This window comes from Streptomyces sp. NPDC025618 (assembly GCF_055558795.1).
In genome coordinates, this window is sequence record NZ_JBVHLW010000019.1 from 84,228 (window position 1) to 105,220 (window position 20,993).

The 20,993-nt window shown below is 72.9% G+C and carries 19 protein-coding genes and 1 pseudogene; 8 read left to right on the top strand and 12 right to left on the bottom strand.

Annotated elements, in window-relative coordinates; all coding sequences use genetic code 11:
- Positions 1–2: 2 nt before the first annotated feature.
- The 3 genes from ACZ4A5_RS18075 to nadE are packed head-to-tail and all read right to left on the bottom strand — an operon-like array spanning position 3 to position 1,675.
- On the bottom strand, positions 3–575 hold the full coding sequence (locus tag ACZ4A5_RS18075) for a Clp protease N-terminal domain-containing protein (protein ID WP_467584349.1): 573 nt from the start codon (positions 573–575) through the stop codon (positions 3–5).
- A gap of 2 nt (positions 576–577) precedes the next feature.
- Positions 578–787, bottom strand: a complete 210-nt coding sequence (locus tag ACZ4A5_RS18080; RefSeq protein ID WP_467584352.1) for a helix-turn-helix domain-containing protein — start codon at positions 785–787, stop codon at positions 578–580.
- Between the two features lie 57 nt (positions 788–844).
- Positions 845–1,675, bottom strand: a complete 831-nt coding sequence (gene nadE, locus ACZ4A5_RS18085; protein WP_467584357.1) for an ammonia-dependent NAD(+) synthetase — start codon at positions 1,673–1,675, stop codon at positions 845–847.
- A gap of 333 nt (positions 1,676–2,008) precedes the next feature.
- Here nadE and ACZ4A5_RS18090 point away from each other — a divergent pair, with 333 nt between their 5' ends.
- The 6 genes from ACZ4A5_RS18090 (at position 2,009) to ACZ4A5_RS18115 (ending at position 11,802) form a co-directional block, all read left to right on the top strand.
- Complete coding sequence (locus tag ACZ4A5_RS18090; protein ID WP_467584359.1) at positions 2,009–3,793, top strand: glycoside hydrolase family 15 protein; 1,785 nt, start codon at positions 2,009–2,011, stop codon at positions 3,791–3,793.
- 304 nt (positions 3,794–4,097) lie between these two features.
- Positions 4,098–4,337: a DUF6296 family protein gene (locus ACZ4A5_RS18095; RefSeq protein ID WP_467584362.1), complete on the top strand. Its 240-nt coding sequence runs from the start codon at positions 4,098–4,100 to the stop codon at positions 4,335–4,337.
- A gap of 227 nt (positions 4,338–4,564) precedes the next feature.
- On the top strand, positions 4,565–7,651 hold the full coding sequence (locus ACZ4A5_RS18100) for an FAD-binding and (Fe-S)-binding domain-containing protein (RefSeq protein WP_467584365.1): 3,087 nt from the start codon (positions 4,565–4,567) through the stop codon (positions 7,649–7,651).
- Positions 7,652–7,793: 142 nt separating this feature from the next.
- Positions 7,794–9,620 carry a thiamine pyrophosphate-requiring protein gene (locus ACZ4A5_RS18105; RefSeq protein ID WP_467584453.1) on the top strand — a complete coding sequence of 609 codons (1,827 nt, stop codon included), beginning with the start codon at positions 7,794–7,796 and terminating at the stop codon, positions 9,618–9,620.
- On the top strand, positions 9,617–10,741 hold the full coding sequence (locus ACZ4A5_RS18110; RefSeq protein ID WP_467584368.1) for an enolase C-terminal domain-like protein: 1,125 nt from the start codon (positions 9,617–9,619) through the stop codon (positions 10,739–10,741). Before ACZ4A5_RS18105 ends, ACZ4A5_RS18110 begins: the two co-directional genes overlap by 4 nt.
- A 53-nt stretch (positions 10,742–10,794) precedes the next feature.
- Positions 10,795–11,802: an SDR family oxidoreductase gene (locus ACZ4A5_RS18115; protein ID WP_467584371.1), complete on the top strand. Its 1,008-nt coding sequence runs from the start codon at positions 10,795–10,797 to the stop codon at positions 11,800–11,802.
- A 48-nt stretch (positions 11,803–11,850) separates the two neighbouring features.
- Here the strand turns inward: ACZ4A5_RS18115 and ACZ4A5_RS18120 are convergent.
- From ACZ4A5_RS18120 to ACZ4A5_RS18145, 6 genes and pseudogenes are all read right to left on the bottom strand, one after another.
- Positions 11,851–13,629: pseudogene (locus ACZ4A5_RS18120) on the bottom strand (complex I subunit 5 family protein).
- Between the two features lie 6 nt (positions 13,630–13,635).
- Positions 13,636–13,980, bottom strand: coding sequence for a sodium:proton antiporter (locus ACZ4A5_RS18125; protein ID WP_467584374.1), 345 nt, complete (start codon positions 13,978–13,980; stop codon positions 13,636–13,638).
- Positions 13,977–14,714 (bottom strand): MnhB domain-containing protein, encoded by a 738-nt coding sequence (locus tag ACZ4A5_RS18130; protein WP_467584377.1) that lies wholly within the window; start codon positions 14,712–14,714, stop codon positions 13,977–13,979. Before ACZ4A5_RS18130 ends, ACZ4A5_RS18125 begins: the two co-directional genes overlap by 4 nt.
- Positions 14,711–14,977 (bottom strand): hydrogenase subunit MbhD domain-containing protein, encoded by a 267-nt coding sequence (locus ACZ4A5_RS18135; protein WP_467584379.1) that lies wholly within the window; start codon positions 14,975–14,977, stop codon positions 14,711–14,713. Before ACZ4A5_RS18135 ends, ACZ4A5_RS18130 begins: the two co-directional genes overlap by 4 nt.
- Complete coding sequence (locus ACZ4A5_RS18140; RefSeq protein ID WP_467584382.1) at positions 14,970–15,437, bottom strand: MrpF/PhaF family protein; 468 nt, start codon at positions 15,435–15,437, stop codon at positions 14,970–14,972. Before ACZ4A5_RS18140 ends, ACZ4A5_RS18135 begins: the two co-directional genes overlap by 8 nt.
- A complete protein-coding gene (locus ACZ4A5_RS18145) occupies positions 15,434–15,607 on the bottom strand; it encodes a hypothetical protein (protein WP_467584384.1) in 174 nt (57 codons plus the stop codon). Before ACZ4A5_RS18145 ends, ACZ4A5_RS18140 begins: the two co-directional genes overlap by 4 nt.
- Positions 15,608–15,763: 156 nt before the next feature.
- Between ACZ4A5_RS18145 and ACZ4A5_RS18150 the strand changes: the two genes are divergently transcribed.
- On the top strand, positions 15,764–16,423 hold the full coding sequence (locus ACZ4A5_RS18150) for a UdgX family uracil-DNA binding protein (RefSeq protein WP_467584387.1): 660 nt from the start codon (positions 15,764–15,766) through the stop codon (positions 16,421–16,423).
- Positions 16,424–16,430: 7 nt separating this feature from the next.
- Here the strand turns inward: ACZ4A5_RS18150 and ACZ4A5_RS18155 are convergent, their stop codons facing one another.
- Together ACZ4A5_RS18155 and ACZ4A5_RS18160 are read right to left on the bottom strand one after the other, a co-directional pair.
- Complete coding sequence (locus ACZ4A5_RS18155; protein WP_467584390.1) at positions 16,431–17,900, bottom strand: aminotransferase class I/II-fold pyridoxal phosphate-dependent enzyme; 1,470 nt, start codon at positions 17,898–17,900, stop codon at positions 16,431–16,433.
- A gap of 285 nt (positions 17,901–18,185) precedes the next feature.
- Entirely contained in the window at positions 18,186–18,848 is a 663-nt protein-coding gene (locus ACZ4A5_RS18160) for a helix-turn-helix domain-containing protein (protein WP_467584393.1), read from the bottom strand.
- Positions 18,849–19,069: 221 nt separating this feature from the next.
- Between ACZ4A5_RS18160 and ACZ4A5_RS18165 the strand changes: the two genes are divergently transcribed.
- Positions 19,070–19,504, top strand: coding sequence for an Hsp20/alpha crystallin family protein (locus ACZ4A5_RS18165; protein WP_467584395.1), 435 nt, complete (start codon positions 19,070–19,072; stop codon positions 19,502–19,504).
- A gap of 221 nt (positions 19,505–19,725) precedes the next feature.
- Here the strand turns inward: ACZ4A5_RS18165 and ACZ4A5_RS18170 are convergent, their stop codons facing one another.
- Positions 19,726–20,931: a cytochrome P450 family protein gene (locus tag ACZ4A5_RS18170; RefSeq protein ID WP_467584456.1), complete on the bottom strand. Its 1,206-nt coding sequence runs from the start codon at positions 20,929–20,931 to the stop codon at positions 19,726–19,728.
- Between the last annotated feature and the right edge of the window lie 62 nt (positions 20,932–20,993).

A 20,993-nucleotide genomic window follows, 5' to 3' on the forward strand; every position in this document is an offset into this window, starting at 1 on the left:
GCTCAGCCCGCCTTCGGCCGCCGCTCGCCGCCGTCCCCGAGCACGCGCTCGACCTCGGACCGCGACGCCCCGTACTCGGTGAGGACGTCCGCCACGACGCCGGGGCCGGTGGCGAGTGCCAGCAGGAGGTGTTCGTCGCCGATGTGGCGCTCGCCCCGGGCCAGGGCGGCGCGCAAGGAGCGTTCCAGTACGGCTTTGGCGTCGCGGGTGAAGGGGCGGTGGCCGGCGGGCCGCCGGCGCCCGGGCTCGCGGCCGGCGGCCAGGGCGCCGGGGCCATGGGTGCCCTCGACGCGGGCGACGATCCCGGCGATGTCGATACCGAGACCGGCCAGTGCCTCCGCGTCCCTCCGGGAGATCCCGCCGCGCCGCCGGGCCTCCCCCAGCGCGCCCTCCAGCGCCTCGCGACGCCGGTCCACGCCGAGCGCGGACAGCGCGGAGGAGGCCCTCGTGCCCGCCGCGTCGAGCAGCGACAGCAGCAGGTGCTCCTCGGTCACGGCCTCCGAACGGGTCCGCTCACAGTGCCCGGCCGCCCCCTTCACCACGTCGCGCGCGCTGCTGGTGAACCTCTCGAACATCGTCAACGCCTCCCGTACTTCTTGTGCACGGCCTGCCTGCTGACGCCCAGCTCGTCGGCGATCTCCTGCCACGACCAGCCCTGCGCCCGGGCGCTTCCGACCTGCACGGCCTCGAGCCGCTCGAGCAGCCGCCGCAGCGCGGCGACGGCTCGCAGCCCGACCCGTGGGTCACGGTCACCCGCCCGCTCGGCGAGATCGGTTGCCTCGGTCATGACTGTCAATCTACGTTGACACGCCGATGCGCGTCAACGTTGGTTGACAAGGAATGTTCAGGGCGCGATCGGCAGCTGCCGCTTGTGCTCGGTGAAGCGGTAGCGGCGGACGATCGCCTCGAAGGCGGCCTCACCGACCGGCTTGCCCTCCAGGAAGTCGTCGATGTCGTCATAGGTGACGCCGAGCGCGTCCTCGTCGGGCTTGCCCGGGTCCAGCGTCTCCAGGTCCGCGGTCGGAACCTTCCAGATCAGCGCCGCCGGCGCGCCCAGCGCCTCCGACACGGCCCGTACGCGCCGCTTGGTCAGGCCGGTGAGCGGGACCACGTCGGCCGCGCCGTCGCCGAACTTGGTGAAGAAGCCGGAGACCGCCTCGGCGGCGTGGTCGGTGCCCACGACCAGGCCGTCGTGCGCGCCCGCCACCGCGTACTGGGCGATCATGCGCTGCCGGGCCTTGATGTTGCCGTGCACGAAGTCCTGGTGGTGCGCGTCACGGAAGAGCGTGCCCCCGGCGAGCGCCGCCTCCAGCGCGGCGTCGCTGGCGGCCTTCACGTCGACGGTGAGGACCCGGTCGGGCCGGATGAACTCCAGCGCCATCTGCGCGTCCTTCTCGTCGGCCTGGGTGCCGTACGGCAGCCGCATCGCGAAGAAGGTCGCGTCGTGCCCGGCGTCGCGCACCCGCTCGACCGCGAGCTGGCACAGCCGGCCCGCCGTCGTGGAGTCCACGCCGCCGCTGATGCCCAGCACCAGGGAGCGCAGCCCCGTGGAGGTCAGCCGCCCGCCGAGGAAGGCCACCCGGCGCTCGATCTCCTGCTGCGCGTCGAAGGACGCGCTCACCTGGAGTTCCCGGGCGATCTCCTGCTGCGGGGATATGGAAGCCAGGTCGGTCACGGGTTACTCCTTGGTCGGGCTCGCGGATCGGGTCGTCACGCGCCACCGGAGCGCGAGAGGACGGAAGAACTCTAGACGGACCCCGCGGCTCGCCATGATCGACGGTCCCCGGCCCCCGGCTCCCGGGCCGGTGCGGCCCCGGCCACCAGGCCCAACGGAGCTCCCCGCGCGGGTGAGCGGCGCGCGATGCGTTCCCCGCCGGGTTTGCCCGCGGCCGGTAAGGGTTAGCCGAATGCGCGGAACAAGCCAAGGATCACCGCGACGGGCCGCCAGGGGTGGCGAGCCCGCGCCGCCTGCGCGTCACGCGGCGCGGCGGGTACGGGAGAGGCGAGGATGACGGCCAAGGACACAGCCGCTCCGGACGGAGGTGAGTTTCCGCCCCACCCGCTGCGCGAATACGCCCTGCTGGCCGACGGCGAACGGGGCATCCTCGTCGGCCCCCGAGGTGACTTCGCGTGGATGTGCGCGCCGCGGTGGGACTCGGACGCCGTCTTCTCCACCCTCATCGGCGGCGACGGCGTCTACGCCGTCACGCCGGTGGGGCGCTGTGTGTGGGGCGGCTACTACGAGCAGGGCTCCCTGATCTGGCGCAGCCGCTGGGTGACCGACGACAGCATCATCGAGTGCCGCGAGGCGCTCGCCTTTCCGGGGGACCCCCATCACGTGGTCGTCCTGCGCCGGATCATCGCCTGTGAGAACCGCGCCCGGGTCGCTGTGACGCTCGATCCGCGCGCGGCGTTCGGCCGCCATCCCCTGCGCGAGCCGGCGCGGGAGGACGGCGGAGTGTGGCACGGCCGCCTCGGTGACCTGCGGATGCGCTGGTCCGGTGGCTCCCTGGCGCGGCCCGCGGGGCCGGAGGGACACCGGCTGGCCATGGAACTGACGGTCGCGGCGGGCGAGCATCACGATCTCGTGCTGGAGATCGGCGACCGGGCGCTCCCGGCGGAGCCGCCGGACGCGGACCGGTACTGGAACGCGACCGAGGCCGCGTGGAAGCGGGCGGTGCCGCGCCTGGAGCACACCATCGCGCAGCGGGACGCGCGCCACGCGTACACGGTGCTGCGAGGTCTGACCGGTTCGGCCGGGGGCATGGTCGCGGCCGGCACCACCAGCCTGCCCGAGCGCGCGGGTGAGGGCCGCAACTACGACTACCGGTACGTGTGGATCCGCGACCAGTGCTACGCCGGGGAAGCCGTCGCCGCCGCGGGTCCCCATGCCCTGCTCGACGACGCGGTGCGCTTCGTCGCCGCCCGGCTGCACGACGACGGCCCGCGCCTGGCCCCCGCCTACACCGTGGAGGGGCGCGCCATCCCCGACCAGCGCCGCCTGGACCTGCCCGGCTACCCTGGCGGCTACGACCTGGTCGGCAACCATGTCAACAGCCAGTTCCAGCTGGACGCGTTCGGTGAGGCCCTGTTGCTGTTCGCGGCGGCGGCCCGGCACGGCCGGCTGGACGCCGATGGCTGGCGGGCGGCGGAGATCGCCGCCGACGCGATCGCCCGGCGCTGGCAGGAGCCCGACGCCGGGGTGTGGGAGCTGTCCCCGCGGCCGTGGGCGCACAGCCGCCTCTGCTGCGCGGCGGGCCTGCGGGCCATGGCCGAGGCCGGGGCGTCCGCGTCCCGGCAGGCCCGGTGGATGCCCCTGGCCGACCGGCTCGTCGCCGACACCTCCGCCCGCAGTCTGCACCCCGCCGGGCACTGGCAGCGGTCCCCCGGCGATCCGGGGCTGGACGGTTCGCTGCTGCTGCCGCCCCTGCGGGGGGCGGTCGCCGCCGACGATCCGCGCACCGTCGCCACGCTGCGCGCCTACACGGACCAGCTGACGGAGGATCACTTCGCGTACCGCTTCCGCCACGACGAGCGCCCGCTGGAGGCCGCGGAGGGCGCGTTCCTGCTGTGCGGGTTCGTCGTGGCGCTCGCCGAGCACCAGCAGGGCCGGGAGGTGTCGGCGCACCGCTGGTTCGAACGCAACCGGGCGGCCTGCGGCCCGGCCGGTCTGTACTCCGAGGAGTACGACGTCTCGCAACGGCAGATGCGCGGCAACCTGCCCCAGGCTTTCGTCCACGCCCTGATGCTCGAATGCGCGGCGCGGCTGGCTGTCCCGTGGCCTGGCCCTTGAGCTCAGCGGGCGCTGGACGTACCGGAGCGGTATGCCGGAAATATCGACCGGGGCCGGCATGTGCCGGCGAGCGCGACTCGGTCAAGCCCCGCACCACGTGCGGTTCGGCCTCTCCGGGGCGCGATGAACGGCCGTTTCGGAAAAGGCTGTCCACCGGCCCGGCGGCGCGGGCTCGCCGTCCCCGTCACCCTCTTGGCTCAGCGTGCTCCCCGCGTACCCCTTTCACCTCCGGGGACGCCGCCACCTGCCCGGGGCCCGGCCGGACCATACGGTGGAGACCGGAGCAGGCGGCGGGAGGAGTCCGATGAGCACGAGTCCGGTCCGGCGGTACGCGCTCACGGTGCCCGACGCCGCGGGAGGGCAGGCGCCGCCGACGGTGGTCGTGGTGAGCCTGACCGGCTCCCCCGGCCCCAACGGCGGCCGGATCTGGGCGGATGCCACCGGTGAGTGGCGGGTGCAGATCATCAGCGAGGCCGCCACCGTGCTCGCCGCACCCGCCGGGTACGCGGGCCACCGCTGTCTCCACGCCGTGCCCCTCCCCTGACTCCGCCGCCCGACCGGAAGTGACCCGACCGTGTGTCCAGCACCAGCCGCGCCGCCCACGGCAAGTGGCCCACCGTCCAGGGTTTTGACACACATGCAGTGGTTAAAAGAGTTCCCGGCCCGCTGTGCCGCCTGTGCCTGCCATCCGGGGCAGTGCCACTGGAAGCCCCGGCGTGCCGGGCGATCGCGTGGGCCTGAATCCGGAAGCCGGGAGACAGGGGTGAAGCCATGAGGCCGGACCGCGCCGGTGAACGCGCCACGTCGCATGCGGACGCGCCGGTCGACGTGGCCGCGTTGGAGGCGGCGCTGCGCGAGCGGGTGGACGGTGAGGTGCGCTTCGACCCCGGCAGCCGCGGGGCGTATGTGACGGACGGGTCCAACTACCGGCAGGTTCCCCTCGGCGTGGTCGTACCGCACGACGTGGAGGCCGGGGCGGAGGCGGTCGCGGTGTGCGCGCGGTTCGGCGCGCCGGTCCTGTCCCGGGGCGGTGGTACGAGCCTGGGCGGGCAGTGCGCCAACGCGGCGGTGGTCATCGACTGGACGAAGTACTGCGACCGGCTGCTCTCGGTCGACGCGGAGGCCAGGACGTGCGTGGTCGAGCCGGGCATCGTCCTGGACGAGCTCAACCGGCAACTGTCCGGGCAGGGGCTGAAGTTCGGCCCGAAACCGGCGACCCACAGTCACTGCACCGTGGGCGGGATGATCGGCAACAATTCGTGCGGCGGCTCGGCCCAGGCGTACGGCAAGACGGTGGACAACGTGCGGCGCCTGGAGATCCTCACCTATGACGGGGTGCGCTGCTGGGTCGGCCCCACCCCGGCCGAGGAGTTCGAGGCGGTGGTCGCGGCGGGGGGCCGGAAGGCCGAGCTCTATCAGGGCCTGCGCGATATCGTCGGCCGCTGTATGGGAGACATCCGGAAGGGTTTCCCGGACATTCCGCGGCGCGTCTCCGGCTACAACCTGGACTCACTGCTGCCGGAGAAGGGCTTCGATCTGGCCCGGGCGCTCGTGGGCAGCGAAGGCACCCTGGTGACCGTGCTGCGCGCGGAACTCGACCTGGTGCCGGTGCCCGCCCACGAGGCGATGGTGGTCCTGGGATACGAGGACATCTGTGCCGCGGCGGATGAGGTGCCGAAGCTGCTGGAGCACAGTTCCCCGGAGTTGCTGGAGGCCCTGGACGGGCGGATGGCGCAGCTGATGCGTGAGGAGCACGCCTATCTCGACTCGCTGGAGCGCTTCCCGGAAGGGGAGAGCTGGCTGCTGGTGCAGTTCAGCGGGGACAGCCGCGAGGAGGCGGACCGCAAGGCATGTGATCTGCTGCGGGCGCTGGGGCGCGACGAGAATGATCCGTCCGTGGCGTTCTCGGACGACCCGGGCCGTGAGCGGATGCTGTTGCGGGCGCGGGAGGCCGGTCTGGGTGTGACGGCGCGGCCGCCGGACGGCAGGGACACCTGGGAGGGGTGGGAGGACTCCGCGGTCCCTCCGGAGAAACTCGGGGATTATCTGCGGGATCTGAGGGCCCTTTTCGCGGAGTTCGACTACGGCCGTCCGACCCTTTACGGGCACTTCGGCCACGGCTGTGTGCACACCCGGATTCCTTTCGAGCTGAAGAGTGCCGAGGGCGTCGCCGAATTCCGTCGTTTCCTTCATCGCGCCGCGGACCTCGTCACTTCTTACGGAGGGTCGCTGTCCGGGGAGCACGGTGACGGGCAGGCGCGCGGTGAGCTGTTGCCGCGGATGTTCGGCGAGGTCCTGGTGACGGCGTTCGGTGAGGTCAAGGCGCTCTTCGATCCCGGCAACCGGATGAATCCCGGCAAGGTGGTGGACCCGTACCGTCTCGACGAGAACCTCAGGCTCGGCCCGCTGTGGCGACCGGCGAGCCGGACCACCGCGTTCGCGTATCCCGAGGACGACCACTCGTTCGAGCGGGCGGTGCTGCGGTGCGTCGGCATCGGCAATTGCCGCAGCCACACGGGCGGGGTGATGTGCCCTTCCTACCGGGCGACCGGTGAGGAGGAGCACTCCACCCGGGGGCGGGCCCGGTTGCTGTTCGAGATGCTCGGCGGGCACGCCGACTCCGCCATCACCGACGGCTGGCGCTCCACCGCGGTCCGCGATGCCCTCGACCTGTGCCTGGCGTGCAAGGGCTGCAAGTCCGACTGTCCGACCGGTGTCGACATGGCCACCTACAAGGCGGAGTTCCTCTCCCATCACTACGAGCGGCGGCTGCGGCCGGTCACTCATTACTCCCTGGGCTGGCTGCCGTTGTGGGCCCGCGCCTCGCGCCTGGCGCCGGGCCTGGTCAACGCCGTGCTCCAGGCGCCCGTCCTGGCGGCGGCCGGCAAGCGGCTGGCGGGAGTCGCGGCCGAGCGCCGGGCGCCGGAGTTCGCCGAGGAGTCCTTCGTCCGGTGGTGGGCGCGGCGCGGCACCGAGGAGCCGGCTCCGGACGACCCGCGGGCCGTGGTGCTGTGGCCGGACACCTTCGGCAACTACTTCCACCCGGGCATCGCCAAATCCGCCGTGCGGCTGCTGGAGGACGCCGGTTTCAAGGTCGCGGTGCCGCGTCAGGCGGTGTGCTGCGGCCTGACCTGGATCACCACCGGCCAACTGGCCGTCGCGAAGAAGGTGTTGCGGCGCACCCTGGACGTGCTCGGGCCGTTCCTCGCGGCGGGGACTCCGATCGTGGGCCTGGAGCCCTCCTGCACGGCGGTCTTCCGCGCCGACGCCGTCGAGCTGATGCCCGAGGACGAGGACGTCCGAAGGCTCGCACGGCAGCTGCGGACGCTCTCCGAGCTGCTCCTCAGCGACGCCGCGAAGGAGTGGCAGCCGCCGCGACTGACCCGTGCGGCGGTGGTGCAGACGCACTGTCACCAGCACGCGGTGCTCAAGTCCGACGCGGACCGTGAGCTCATGCGCCGGGCCGGTCTGGACGCCGAGGTGCTGGACGAGGGCTGCTGCGGGCTCGCGGGCAGCTTCGGGTTCGAGCGCGGCCACTACGACGTGTCGATGAAGATCGGTGAGAAGGGCGTGCTGCCGGCGGTACGGGGGGCGGCGCCGAGCTCGCTGATCCTGGCGGACGGGTACAGCTGCCGCACTCAGATCGAGCAGGGCCGCACCGGCCGGCGCGCGATGCACCTGGCCGAGGCCCTGGCCCTCGGCCTGGACGGCGGCATTCCCCCGCAGGACCATCCGGAGAAGGCCCTCCAGCGTCCCGGCACCCCGCCCCGGGCTCCGCGCCTGGCCGCGGGAGCCACTGCGGCGGTCGCCCTGGCGGTGGCCGCCGTGGGCATCCGGTGGTGGCGTCGGCGCGACTGAGCCGAACGGGCGGGGCCCGGCCCCCGGGCCCGCGTCGTCCTCCCGTGGGGCCGCTCGGCTCCTTACGGTTCCCTCGACGCCGCCCGCCCCGCAATCCACGACCCCGACTGCGACGAGAGGAAACTTCGTGTCGATCAAGTCGATCAAGGTGTCCGACCACATCCTGCGGCGGCTGCGCGAGTGGGAGGTCGAGCACGTCTTCGCCTACGCGGGTGACGGCATCAACGGCCTTCTGGCCGCCTGGGGGCGGGCGGACGACAAGCCCCGGTTCATCCAGTCCCGGCACGAGGAGATGTCGGCCTTCGAGGCCGTCGGATACGCCAAGTTCTCCGGCAAGGTGGGCGTGTGCGCGGCGACGTCGGGCCCCGGGGCGATCCACCTGCTCAACGGGCTCTACGACGCCAAGCTCGACCACGTGCCGATCGTCGCGATCGTGGGACAGACCAACCGCAGCGCGATGGGCGGCTCCTATCAGCAGGAGGTCGACCTGATGGCGCTCTACAAGGACGTCGCCTCGGAGTTCTGCGAGATGGTGACGGTCCCCGAGCAGTTGCCCAACGTCCTCGACCGGGCCATGCGCACCGCCTACGCCAAGCGCACCGTGACCGCGGTCATCGTCCCCGCCGACGTGCAGGAGCTGGACTACTCACCGCCCACCCACGCGTTCAAGATGGTGCCCTCCAGCCTGGGCATGTCGTCGTACGCGCCGGTCCCGGCGGCGGAGGACGTCAAACGTGCCGCCGAGATCCTCAACGCGGGCAAGAAGGTCGCCGTCCTGATCGGGCAGGGTGCGCGGAGCGCGCGGGCCGAGGTCAGGGAGCTCGCCGACACCCTGGAGGCGGGGGTGGCCAAGGCGCTGCTGGGCAAGGACGCGCTCCCGGACGACCTGCCGTACGTGACCGGCTCGATCGGGCTGCTCGGCACCCGGCCGTCGTACGAACTGATGCGGGACTGCGACACGCTCCTCGTCGTGGGCTCCAGCTTCCCCTACACCCAGTTCCTGCCCGAGCTCGACCAGGCCCGCGCCGTGCAGATCGACGTGGACCCCTCCATGGTCGGTCTGCGCTACCCCTTCGAGGTCAATCTGGTCGGGGACGCCAAGGAGACGCTCAAGGCGCTGCTGCCGCTGCTGAAGCGGAAGGAGCACGGCGCGTGGCGGAAGAAGATCGAGAAGGACACCGCCCGCTGGTGGGAGGTGATGGAGCGGCGCGCCGCCGTTGACGCCGATCCCATCAACCCCGAATACGTCGTGCACGCGCTCGACGCGCTGCTCCCGGACGATGTGATCCTCGCGGCCGACTCCGGTTCCGCGGCGAACTGGTACGCCCGTCATCTGCGCATGCGCGGCGGTATGCGCGGCTCGCTGTCCGGCACGCTCGCCACCATGGGCCCCGGCGTGCCCTACGTCATCGGCGCGAAGTTCGCCCACCCCGGCCGCCCGGCCCTCGCGATCGTCGGGGACGGGGCCATGCAGATGAACGGCATGGCCGAGCTCATCACCGCCTCCAAATACTGGTCCGAGTGGCAGGATCCGCGGCTTATGGTCGCGGTGCTGAACAACCAGGACCTCAACCAGGTCACCTGGGAGATGCGGGCGATGTCCGGGGCCCCGCAGTTCCTGCCCTCTCAGTCCATCCCGGATGTGCCCTACGCCGACTTCGCCCGCTCCATCGGCCTCGACGGCGTGCGGGTGGAGAAGCCCGGCGAGGTCGTGGGCGCCTGGGAGCGGGCGCTGGCCGCCGACCGGCCGTTCGTGATCGACTTCCGCACCGACCCCGCCGTGCCCCCGATCCCGCCGCACGCCGACCTCGATCAGATCGAGGCGGCGGCCGCCTCGATCGTCAAGGGCGACAGCGACCGCACGGGCATGATCCGGCAGGGCTTCAAGGCGAAGGTGCAGGAGATGCTTCCGGGCCGCCGCCACCGCGACGACCGGCCGGGCGCGTCGGGAAGCCCGGAAGGCACGTGACCGGCGGGGCAGCCGGCACGGAACCGACGGTCGACAGCGTCGAGACGGCCGTCTACACCGTGCCGACCGACGCGCCCGAAGGCGACGGCACCCTGACCTGGGACTCCACGACGCTGGTGCTGGCCGAGGTGGCGTGCGGTGATGTCACCGGCCTCGGATACACCTACGGCGCACCGGCCACCGCCCAGGTCGTCGCGGAGCAACTCGCCGGTCTCGTGCGCGGCCATCGCGCCTGGGACGTGCCCGCGGCCAACGAGAGGATGAGCCGGGCCGTCCGCAACGCGGGCCGCCCCGGCCTGGTCGCCGGGGCCCTCTCCGCCGTCGACATCGCGCTGTGGGATCTCAAGGCGCGGCTGCTGGGCGTCTCTCTCGTGCAGCTCCTGGGCACGGGGCCCGGTGACGTCCCCGTGTACGGCAGTGGCGGCTTCACCACCTATGACGATCAGCGGCAGGACGCCCAGCTCCGCGGCTGGGCCGAGGAGCAGGGCATCCCACGCGTCAAGATCAAGATCGGTGAGTCGTGGGGGCGGGCCGAGCAGCGCGATCGCGAGCGCGTCACCCGGGCGCGCCGGAGCGTCGGCGCGGACACCGAGCTCTACGTCGACGCCAACGGCGCCTACTCCCGCAAGCAGGCCGTCCGCCTCGCCCGGCACCTCGACGCCGAGGGCGTCACCTGGTTCGAGGAGCCCGTCTCCTCCGACGACCTGACCGGCCTGGCACACGTCCGGGCCGCCGTCCCCCTGGATGTCGCGGCCGGCGAATACGGCTATGCCCTCCCCTACTTCGGGCACATGCTCGCGGCGCGGGCCGTGGACTGCCTGCAAGCCGACGCGACCCGCTGCGGCGGCATCACGGTGTGGCTGCGCGCCGCGGCACTCGCGGAGGCCGCCGGGCTGCGGATCTCCGGCCACTGCGCCCCGCATGCGCACGCCCACGCGGCCGCTTCGGTGCCCAACCTCCGCCATCTCGAATGGTTCCACGACCACGTCCGGATCGAGCGGCTCTTCTTCGACGGCGCACTGGATCCGGCCGGCGGGAAGATCCGTCCCGGGTCCTCGGGCGCCCCGGGGCATGGGCTCACCTTCCGCCGCCGGGACGCGGAGCGCTACCGCGTCGCCTGATGCCCTGGAACGGGCGACGAGTGATCCCTGGCCGACGAGGAAAGGCAGGCGCCATGCAGCAGACCGTCGTCATCACCGGTGCCAGCGCGGGCATCGGCCGCGCCACGACCCGGGCGTTCGCCGCGCGCGGGGCGAACGTCGTCCTGCTCGCCCGCGGCCGGGCCGGTCTGGCCGCCGCCGCCCGCGAGGCCGAGGAGGCCGGCGGGCGGGCGCTGACCGTGCCCACCGACATGGCGGACCACGATCAGGTGGAAGCGGCGGCGGATGCCGCGGTGGAGGCGTTCGGGCAGATCGACGTATGGGTCAACGTCGCCTTCACCTCCGTCTTCGCTCCGTTCACCGAGATCACGCCCGAGGAGTACGACCGGGTCACCCAGGTCTCCTATCTGGGCTTCGTCAACGGCACCCGCGCCGCGCTCAGCCGCATGCTGCCCCGGGACCATGGCACCGTCGTCCAGGTCGGCTCCGCCCTCGGCTCCAGGTCCATCCCCTTGCAGTCCGCCTACTGCGGTGCCAAGCACGCCGTCAACGGCTTCACCTCGTCGGTGCGCACCGAGCTCATGCACCAGGGCAGCAAGGTGCGCGTCACCGTCGTCCAGATGCCGGCCGTCAACACCCCGCAGTTCTCCTGGGTCCTCTCCCGCCTGCCCAGGCGCCCCCAGCCGGTGCCCCCGATCTACCAGCCCGAGGTCGCGGCCCGCGCCGTGCTGTACGCCGCGGACCACCCCACGCGCAAGCAGTTCTACGTCGGCGCCAGCACCGTCGCCACCATCCTGGGCAACAGGGTCGCCCCCGGTCTCCTCGACCGCTACCTCGCCCGCACCGGGTACGACTCCCAGCAGACCGGGCAGCCCGACGACGCCGGGCGCCCCGCGAACCTCTGGCATCCCCTGGACGACACCGACGACCATGACTACAGCGCCCACGGCTCCTTCGACCACCGGGCCCACCGTCGCTCCCCCCAACTGTGGTGCTCCCAGCACCCCGTTCAGGCATCCGCCCTGGCCTCCGTGACCGCGCTGGGCGCCACGGCCCTGGTCCGCCGCCTGGTGCGGAAATGACCCCGGTTTCCTGCTCGCTTCGGGCCGCACAACGTATTTGACGGCACGTCAGCCGATCGGCCAGAGGGCGAGCGCGGCCACCAGCCCGATCCCCGCCACCGTCCACGTCGCGTAGTCGCCGACGTGTCCCGAGTGCAGCCGTCGCAGCGGAGCGGTCCAGCGCCCGGTCGGGAGGGCCGCGCGTACCGCCAGCACGGCCAGCCCCACGGCGAGCGCGGCGGACAGCAGGCCGAGGCCGACGCCTGCCGGGCTCCACCAGGTGTGCGGCACATGGGGAGACGGGAGGCGCCGCCCGTCCAGGACGGCAGCGGCGTAACCCGCGTGGTCGGTGAACGCCCAGGCCGCGGCGGACACCGCCCGGGCCGCTGCGGGAACGGTGCCCGCCGCCAGCGCGCCCGCCAGCAGCAGCCCGGCCACCGCCACCATGGGCCGGGGCAGGCGCCACACCGTCCGTCCGGTCTCCGGTTCCTCGTCGCCGCGGGTCTCCGGTCCCGTCGTGCGGGGTTTCTCCCCGACGCCCAGGAAGACATGTGCCGCCGCGCGCAGCACCGCGCCGCCCGTGACCGCCGACACCAGGACGAAGAGGAACAGCAGGCCCCCGGCCTGTTCCTCGGCCAGCGCCTTGCCCAGCGCGGTGCCGAAGGGCGGCAGCCCGGCGAGCGCGAGACCACCGACGGCGAAGAGCGCACCGAGGCCCCGTATGTCCCGTCCCTGGCCGTGGAGTTCACCTTCGTCCACACTGCCGTGCCGGTCGAGGAGCACTCCGGCACAGGCGAAGAGCGACGCCTTGACCCCGGTGTGACCCAGCACGTACAGGCAGACGCCCGCCGCGCCCCGCGGGCTCCCGGACGCGAGCCCGACGAGGAACAGCCCGGTGTGCCCGACGGTGGAGAAGGCGAGCAGCCGCTTGATGTGCCGCTGCTGCCAGCACATCGCCGCACCGGCCAGAGCGGTGCACACGCCGAGGACGAGGAAGACCCGGCGGAAGTCCTCCGCCGGGATGCCCCCGGGTCCGCCGAAGACGGTCGTGTGGACGCGCGCGGCGCCGTAGACGCCCATCTCCACCATCACCCCGGACAGCAGCATGCACACCGGGGTAGGAGCCACCGCGTGCGCGTCCGGCAGCCAGAAGTGGAAGGGCGCGGCGGCCGCCTTGACCAGCAGCCCCGTCAGGACCAGGACGAACGCGGCGACGACGAGCGCGTCGTGCCGGGGCTGGGCGTCCAGCTGCCTGCCGGCCTGGGCCATGCCGAGCTCTCCGGTACGGGCGTACAGCAGGCCGATGCCGAGCAACGAGGCGTATCAGCCCAGGGAGTTGACGAAGCCGAAGGCGAGTGCTCCCTGGACGGGGCGGGCCTCCTCGACGCGGTATCCGGTCAGCGCGTAGCCGACGACGCCCATCAGCTCGAAGAACACGAACGCGTCGAAGAGGTCCCCGGTGAGGGCGAAGCCGCACATGCCCGCCTGGAAGAGCAGGACGAGCGCCGGGTAGGCCCCGGGGTGGCTGTGGGGCCGCTCGTCGAAGTACCGCCAGGAGTAGACGAGTACGGCCGTGACGAGCACCGAGGTCAGCGTCGCGAGGCCCGTCCCCACGCGGTCGCCGGCGAGCACGATCCCGACGCCGTGCCCGTGGCTCGGCCGCCATCCACCGACCCAGGACACCGCGGGTCCCCAGGCGAGGAGGACCAGGGACAGCCCGGCCGTGGCCGCGGCGCAGACGCACCCCACGGTCTCCGCGACCGGCCGCGCCATCCGCCGCCCGGCGCCGGACAGCAGGGCCGCGCCGAACAGGGGCACCGCCACGATCAGGGGAAGCAGCCGGTCCACCGCCCCTCACCCCCTCAGCGCGGAGAGCTCGTCGGGATCGGTGGTGCCGTGCCGCTTGGCGGTCTGGACGACCAGGGCGAGCAGGAGCGCGGTCACCGTGGCGCCGACGACGACATCGGTGAGGGTCAGGGCCTGCACGACGGGGTCGGCCACCCGGGTGCCGGCCGGGGCGTCGGAGAAGACCGGCGCGGTCGCGCCCCGGCGGTAGCCGATGGCCAGCAGCAGCACATAGGTCGAGGACTGCGCGACCGAGAGGCAGCCGACGGCGTGCACGAGGTCGCGGCTGGTGGCCAGGCCGTACACGCCGATCAGGAAGATCCACCCAGCCGTGAGGTAGGGGAACGCGCTCATGCCTTCCCGCCCTTCTCGATCTCCAGTGCCTGGCGCAGGAAGTGGGAGAGCAGGACGACGACCGCGGAGGCGACCTCCACGCCGACGGCCGCGTTGAGCAGGGGGACCGTGCCGCCGGAGGTGAGGGTGCCGAAGGTGCCGTACGGCGGGAAGTTGGCCAGATAGGCCGAGCCGGCGAGCAGCCCGCCGACGCCGAGCAGGACGTACGCGGCCTCGCCCGCGGCGTCACCGATCTCGTAGAGGCCCACGGGCCGGACGCGCTCCAGTGCGAGGTAGTCGACGCTGACGTAGAGCAGGTGGAAGGCGGTGGCCACGACGACGCCGCCCTGGAAGCCGCCGCCGGGGCTGAGCTGGCCGTGCGCGATCACGTAGAGGCCGATGAGCAGGGTGACCGGCAGCGCGACGAGTCCGTAGCGGCGCAGGGCGCGGGGTACGGACGCCGGCCGCGGGGCCTCGCGCCGCTCGTCGCGGGTCTGCCGGAGCAGCAGGACGGTGCCGAGGACGGCGGAGAAGAGGATGCTCTCCTCGCCGAGGGTGTCGAACGCGCGCTGGTCGAAGTTGACGCCGGAGACGGTGTTCGCGGTGTGCCGCCGCAGGGACGCCTCGACCGCCCGGTCGCCGTAGGGATGCCAGGCGCCGCCGAAGCGCGGCAGGTCCGGGCAGGCCGCGGCGAGCAGCGTGGCTGTCGCGAGCAGCCCGGCGGCCAGCACCCACATGCGTGCGCGACGGCTCATCCGCGCCGCTTCCCGGACCCTCGCCGCACCTTGCGCACCGTCAGCAGGATCATCAGCGGCGTGAGGGCCGAGCCGACGCCGAGTTGGGAGAGCCCCGCGTCGGGTGCCTGGAGCACGGTGAAGGCGAGGGCGAGGCCGAGGCCGAGGCCGAGGCCGAGCAGGGAGAGCACGACGGCCTGGCGTGCCGGGTCCCGGTTGAGCACGGCCGCGGTCGCGGCGGCCGCCACGAACAGCAGGGAGAGGGCGAGGAGTACGTCATCCACCGCGCACCGCCCTGGTCGTGACCATCCCCCCGGCGACCAGCAGCGCCCCGATGACGATCAGCTTGATCATCGCCCGCCCGGGGGCCGTGGCGAGACACAGCGGGACGACGGTCGCGGGCACGCCGACCGCGACGACGGGGGTCAGCCACCGGGTGCCGGGCGGGTCGCCGTCGTGCCCCTCGCCGCCGTCGTCCCCCTCGTGGCCGTCGCCGCCGTCGAGGAGGAGACGGGCGAAGACCAGCGTTCCGGCCGGGCCCAGCACGGAGACGACGAGCGCGAGATCGACATACGCCGGGCGTCCGTACCCCTGCGCCAGCAGCAGGAAGACCAGGCAGAGCAGCAGGGTCGCCATGTTCTGGGCGACGACCCGCCGCCCGGCCGCGCCGGACGCGGCACCCCACAGGCTCGGCCCCAGACCACCGGCGATCACCAGCGCGGCGGCGCCCAGCCACCAGTTCATCCGGCCGCCGCCCGCCGCGCGCCGAGCGCCGCCCAGGCCGCCGCCAGCGCGGCCCCCGCGCCCACCGCGAGTTCCCATGTGTCGACCGGCCCGACCAGCGTGACCCACAGCGCGAGGAGACCGGCCCACCACCCGAGACCCTCCAGCACACCTCTGAGGACGTCCCGCACCTTCGCCTCACCTCCGGTTTCGACCGCAACGCCCCAGTATCGGCCACCAGGTGGCGGTGTCATGGGGACCGGCCGAGGCGTGTCGTCCCCCGGCGGTGGCACCGGGGGCGAGACTGGAAACCACCTGCGTGTTCCGTGGCACAGACGGGAGAGACCTTGTCGAAGGGACCGGAGGAATACGACGCCGGACCGTACGTCCCCGAAGGCGCCGACCTGCGCGCCCTGCGGGCCGCGGCCGCCCGCTGCCAGGGCTGCCCCCTCCACCGTGAGGCGACCCAGGCGGTCTTCGGCTCCGGTGACGCCTCGGCCCGCCTGGTGCTCGTGGGGGAACAGCCCGGTGACCAGGAGGACCGGCAGGGGCAGCCGTTCGTCGGCCCGGCCGGGGGCGTGCTGGAACGCGCGATCAGCGAGGCGGGGATCGATCCCGGCGACACCTATGTCACCAACGCCGTCAAACACTTCAAGTTCGAGCGGGCGGCGCGCGGCAAGCGCCGCATCCACAAGGCGCCCGGCCTGCGGGAGATCAGCGCGTGCAAGCCGTGGCTGGCCGCCGAGCTGCGCCTCGTCGATCCCGAGGTGGTCGTCGCGCTCGGCGCGACCGCGGGGAAGGCGCTGCTGGGCTCCTCGTTCCGGGTGACCCAGCAGCGTGGCGTGGCGCTGCCCCTGCCGTCACCGGACGGAGGGGAAGGGGGCGAGGGAGTGCTGGTCGCCACGATCCACCCCTCCGCGGTGCTTCGGGCGGACGGCGCGCGTCGGGCCGAGATGTACGGGGGCCTGGTGGCGGACCTCGAGCTCGCGGGACGACTGCTGGGCTGACGGGCCCTCAGCTTTCGATGACGACCTTGACGCTCTCCGCCTCGGCGTCGGCGGCGTCGGGGACGACCATGCCGGCCTCCACACCGGTGCGCAGGTAGCGCAGGACATCGGAGTTGAGGCGCTCTCCGGGCACCACGGCGGGGATCCCCGGCGGGTAGGGAGTCAGCATCTCCGCCGCGACCCGGCCGGCGGCCTTCTCCCAGGGCACCTGTTCGCTCGGGCCGAAGAACGCGTCCCGGGGCAGCATCGCCTGCTCCAGACGCAGGTCGGGAGGGTCGGGCACCGCGACGGCCGTGGCGGGCCGCAGCTCACAGGCACGCTCGGACAGGTCGCGCAGCGCGGCGAGCAGGGCATCGGTCGTCTGTTCGTCGTCGGCGTGGGACAGTTGGGCGCTGATGCGCCGGTGGTCGCACACGTGGAGGTTGATCCGGTGCTGTTCGCGCAGCCAGTCACCGGCCCGGTAGCCGGTGGTGCCGAGGGCCGAGATGTCGACGATGATCTGGAGCGGGTCGAGATCGGTGGCGCGGGTGGGTCCGCAGAAGTCCGCACGCCCGTGCACGTGCATGCCCGCGACGGCCTCGACGCGGCTCCGCACGGTCTGTGCCAGGGCGAGGGCGGCGTCGTACAGCTCGCGGCCGCGCAGAGCCATCTGGCGGCGCCATCCGTCGAGCGCCGCGTAGATGAGCACGGAAGGGCTGGTCGTGCCGAGCAGGTCCGCGCAGGCACTGAGTTTCTTCGCGTCGACCCGGTCTCCCTGGAGGTGGAAGACGGAGCCCTGTTCGAGGCCGGAGCCCATCTTGTGCACGGAGGTCACGCAGACGTCCGCCCCGGCGTCCATGGCCCAGGTCGGCAGGCCGGGGTGGAAGGGCAGGTGCGCGCCCCACGCCTCGTCGACGACGAGGGGCTTGCCCCGCCGGTGACATACCTCGGCGAGCGCTGCCAGATCGGCGCAGGTGCCGTAGGGGGTGGGGCTGGTGACCAGCGCGCCCTTGGCATCGGGGTGCCGGTCGAACGCCTCTTCGTATGCCTGCGCGGAGGGCGGGTGGGCCAGGTGGAGGTCACCGTCCCATTGCGGGTCCACCCACACGGGGTGCATGCCGGAGAGGATCAGGCCGGAGACCACCGATTTGTGGGCGTCCCGGCCGACCAGCAGCTTCTCGTGCGGGCCGGCGACCGCGAGCATGGCGGCTTTGACGGACAGGGAGCTGCCACAGGTGGAGAAGAAGGTGTGTTCGGCCCCCACGGCGTCCGCCATCAGCTCCTGGGCCCGCTCCAGGATCCGGTGCGAGCTCGTACGGTCGTCCAGGCCGCTGGTCGCCAGCACGTCCCTGGTGAACACGGCCTCGCCCAGCGCCGACAGGACGGCCGGATCGGCACCGCGGCCCTGTTTGTGGCCGGGCGGTGTGAACGGGATCTGACCCGTTTCCCGGTACGCCGTCAGCGCCTCCAGAACGGGTGCGCGTGAGTGGTCCGTCAAGTCTCCGCTCCCCTGCTCGGCACCCTGGGCGCCTTCCCGTGGGAAAGACGCCCAGGGCTCACCCTCTGCCTGTCACGCGCGGGCCCGCAACCGGAACTGGTGCTTCTGGGGCCCGCGCCTCCACCCGCTTACCCGGGCCGGTGACAGGAATGCGCCGACGGGTCCTCGCCGTCGACGAGATGCGGGCGCGCGGCGGCGTACCCGTCCGGGCCCGCCCGCCCCTTGGCCGGGCCGGGCCGGCGCCGGACCCGTTCGGCCGACCGGACCGCTACAGGTCCGGGTCGGTCACCGGACCGGCGTCGGCACCAGCGCGGCGGAGATCGTCGCGGCGGCGTCGCGCAGCAGCGTCTCCTGGCGGGCGGCCTCCGGCCGTGCCGGGTCCAGCGCTCCTCGCGGCCCCGTCAGGAACAGGGCGGCGGCCTCTCCGGTGACACCACGGCACGGGACCGTGACCGCGAGCGACGCGTCCTCGGCGGTGTCCGCGCCGAGGACGCACCGCCCGTCGTGCGGGTCGTCCAGCACCTGTGCCGCGGCGCTGGTGGGCGGCAGCACGTCGCCGGTCGTCAGCCGTTGCGGGCTGTTGTCGGGCCGGAAGACGTGGTGGATGACCTGTACGCCCTCGGGGTGCGCCACGGCGAGGCGGACGCTCATGCCGCTGTGCGCCGCGAGGTTGTCGGCCCACGGCATGGCGGCGGCCCGGATGTCGTTGCAGTCCTGGCGCGCGCCGGCCGCCGGCGGGAAAGCCTCGGTCAGGCGGCAGGCGCCGGCACCGTCGTCGTAGGCGACCAGTCCCTCGGCCCGGAGATCATCCAGGAGAGCGCGTACGGTGCCGGCGGGAAGGCCGAGTTCGGCCGTCAGGTGGTCGAAGGACACACCGCGGTCCTGGTACCGGGCCAGCAGTGCGAGCAGGGCGGCCGTGTGGCCTACGGGCGCTTCGTGATGGGGCATCTGTGCATCTCCTCGCCGTGCGGGATCTGGCGCGTGTATTCCACGCTAGGACGGCCGGGGGCTCGAAGTGGTCCACCGATCGGTGGAAAGACCGGTGGAATTCCGGCGCCGTCCCCGGCCGCGGACCCCCGTCACGTCATGCCCGGACCGCACCGGCGCGCGATGGTGGAAAGAGGAGCACCACGAGCGACGGCCGAGCGCCGCCGGGAAGGGAGGCCGTCATGACGGGCTCATCGGGATCCAGGCACCGTTCGGGGCTGCCGGAGCTGATGGAATGGCTGGGTTCGGGGTTTCCCGAGGTACCGGTGTCGTGGCACGGCCGGGATTCCCACGTGATCCCGATCGAGGTGACGGAGGGTGATGACCAGTATGTGCTGCGTGCCGAGTTGCCTGATATCGACCCGGAAAAGGACGTCGAGATCACGGTCGAGGGAAACGCTCTGACCGTCCGCGCCGAGCGCGTCGAGAGCGAGGAGGACAAGCGCCATTCGGAATTCCGCTACGGCTCTTTCGAACGCACCGTCCGCTTGCCGTTCCCGATTCCCGAAGTGGGCCCCACGGCCGAATACCGCGACGGCGTCCTCACCGTGACCGTCCCCCGCACCACCGAGGAGAAGCCGGCCGCGCGCACCGTTCCCGTGCGCCGCGTCGGCTGAGGTCTCGCACGGCAGCTGCCTGACGTACCGTCAACAACGCGTCGGCGGAGCCGGAAGCCGTACGACGGCGAGCCGTCGGCGAAGCGGTCTTCGGCACCATCCGGCGCGGAGGCGGCGGATGACGGCGGGGCCGCCGTGGGCGCCGCACCTCTCCGGACGGCGGAAGAGCGCGGAGGGGCCCACGACCCCTGTGCGTGGGCCCCTGCGCGCGCTCCCCGCGCTCAGAGGCTGGGACTGTAGCGGACGGGGAGTTCGGACAGGCCACGGATCAGGCCGGGGCGCCACGGCACCCGCGCGGGGTCCTTGGCGAGGGTGAGGTCGGGGAAGCGGTCGAGCAGCGCGGTGAAGGCGATCTCGGCCTCCAGGCGGGCGAGCGGGGCACCCAGGCAGAAGTGGATTCCGTGGCCGAAGGCGAAGTGCCCGGCGCCGCCGGTGCCCGCACGGGGGCGGCGGATGTCGAACCGGTCCGCGCCGGGGAAGCGGTCGGAGTCCCGGGAGGCCGAACCCAGCATGATCAGCACGGCCTCACCGGCCGGGATCGTCACGCCCCCGATCTCCACGTCCTCCGCGGCCCAGCGGAACGACGAGGACGTCACCGGCCCCTCGTACCGCAGCATCTCCTCGATCGCGCCCTCGAGCAGTGACCGGTCGGCACGCAGCGCGGCGAGCTGCTCGGGGTGGGTCAGCAGGGCGTACGTCCCGTTGGACAGGAGGTTGACGGTGGTCTCGTGGCCCGCGACGAGCAGCACGAACGCCATGCCGAGCAGTTCCTGGGAGTCGAGCGGCGCGCCCTCCGCGTCACGGGCCTGGACCAGCGCGCTCAGCAGGTCGTCCCCCGGGGAAGCGGCCTTGGCCTGGAGCAGATCGCTGAGATAGTCCGTCATCGACATGGCCGCCGCGCCCGCGGCCTCGGGTGTGGGCTGGAAGACCATGGCGTCCGACCAGACCCGGAAGGTCTCCTGGTCCGCGGCCGGCACACCGAGCAGTTCACAGATGACCGCTATGGGCAGCGGTCGCGCGAGTGCCTCGACGAGGTCGGCGCCGGACTGCGGGGCGATGGCGTCGAGGAGTTCGTCGGTCAGCTGCTGGATGCGCGGACGCAGTGACTCGACCCGGCGCGCGGTGAACGCCCCCGCGACCATCCTGCGCAGCCGTGTGTGGTGGGGCGCGTCGGTCTGGAGCATGTTGCGGCCGATGGCGTAGCCGCCGTCGTCCTTCCAATGGGCGGAGTTGCGTACGTCGTTGCTCAGCCGCGTGTCGGTGAGCGCGGCCCGCACCTCCTCGTGCCCGAGGATCACCCAGATATGACCGGCGCCTTCTGTGGCCACCCGGTGCACCGGTCCCTGCTCGCGCAGGTGGGCGTAGACCGGATAGGGGTCGGCGATGAAATCCGTACCGGCCGGTGCGACGGTCTCGAACGCGGGCATCGTGCTCACGGGTTGTCGTCCCTTCGTCGTCGGGCCCCGGCCTCGGGCAGGCCACGGCCCCG

Bases quoted from the DNA above. Each gene is read 5' to 3' on its own strand.
- ACZ4A5_RS18075 (WP_467584349.1), bottom strand. From the start codon at position 575: ATGTTCGAGAGGTTCACCAGCAGCGCGCGCGACGTGGTGAAGGGGGCG.
- ACZ4A5_RS18080 (WP_467584352.1), bottom strand. From the start codon at position 787: ATGACCGAGGCAACCGATCTCGCCGAGCGGGCGGGTGACCGTGACCCA.
- ACZ4A5_RS18090 (WP_467584359.1), top strand. From the start codon at position 2,009: ATGACGGCCAAGGACACAGCCGCTCCGGACGGAGGTGAGTTTCCGCCC.
- ACZ4A5_RS18095 (WP_467584362.1), top strand. From the start codon at position 4,098: ATGAGCACGAGTCCGGTCCGGCGGTACGCGCTCACGGTGCCCGACGCC.
- ACZ4A5_RS18100 (WP_467584365.1), top strand. From the start codon at position 4,565: ATGAGGCCGGACCGCGCCGGTGAACGCGCCACGTCGCATGCGGACGCG.
- ACZ4A5_RS18115 (WP_467584371.1), top strand. From the start codon at position 10,795: ATGCAGCAGACCGTCGTCATCACCGGTGCCAGCGCGGGCATCGGCCGC.
- ACZ4A5_RS18125 (WP_467584374.1), bottom strand. From the start codon at position 13,980: ATGAGCGCGTTCCCCTACCTCACGGCTGGGTGGATCTTCCTGATCGGC.
- ACZ4A5_RS18130 (WP_467584377.1), bottom strand. From the start codon at position 14,714: ATGAGCCGTCGCGCACGCATGTGGGTGCTGGCCGCCGGGCTGCTCGCG.
- ACZ4A5_RS18140 (WP_467584382.1), bottom strand. From the start codon at position 15,437: ATGAACTGGTGGCTGGGCGCCGCCGCGCTGGTGATCGCCGGTGGTCTG.
- ACZ4A5_RS18160 (WP_467584393.1), bottom strand. From the start codon at position 18,848: ATGCCCCATCACGAAGCGCCCGTAGGCCACACGGCCGCCCTGCTCGCA.
- ACZ4A5_RS18165 (WP_467584395.1), top strand. From the start codon at position 19,070: ATGACGGGCTCATCGGGATCCAGGCACCGTTCGGGGCTGCCGGAGCTG.
- ACZ4A5_RS18170 (WP_467584456.1), bottom strand. From the start codon at position 20,931: ATGCCCGCGTTCGAGACCGTCGCACCGGCCGGTACGGATTTCATCGCC.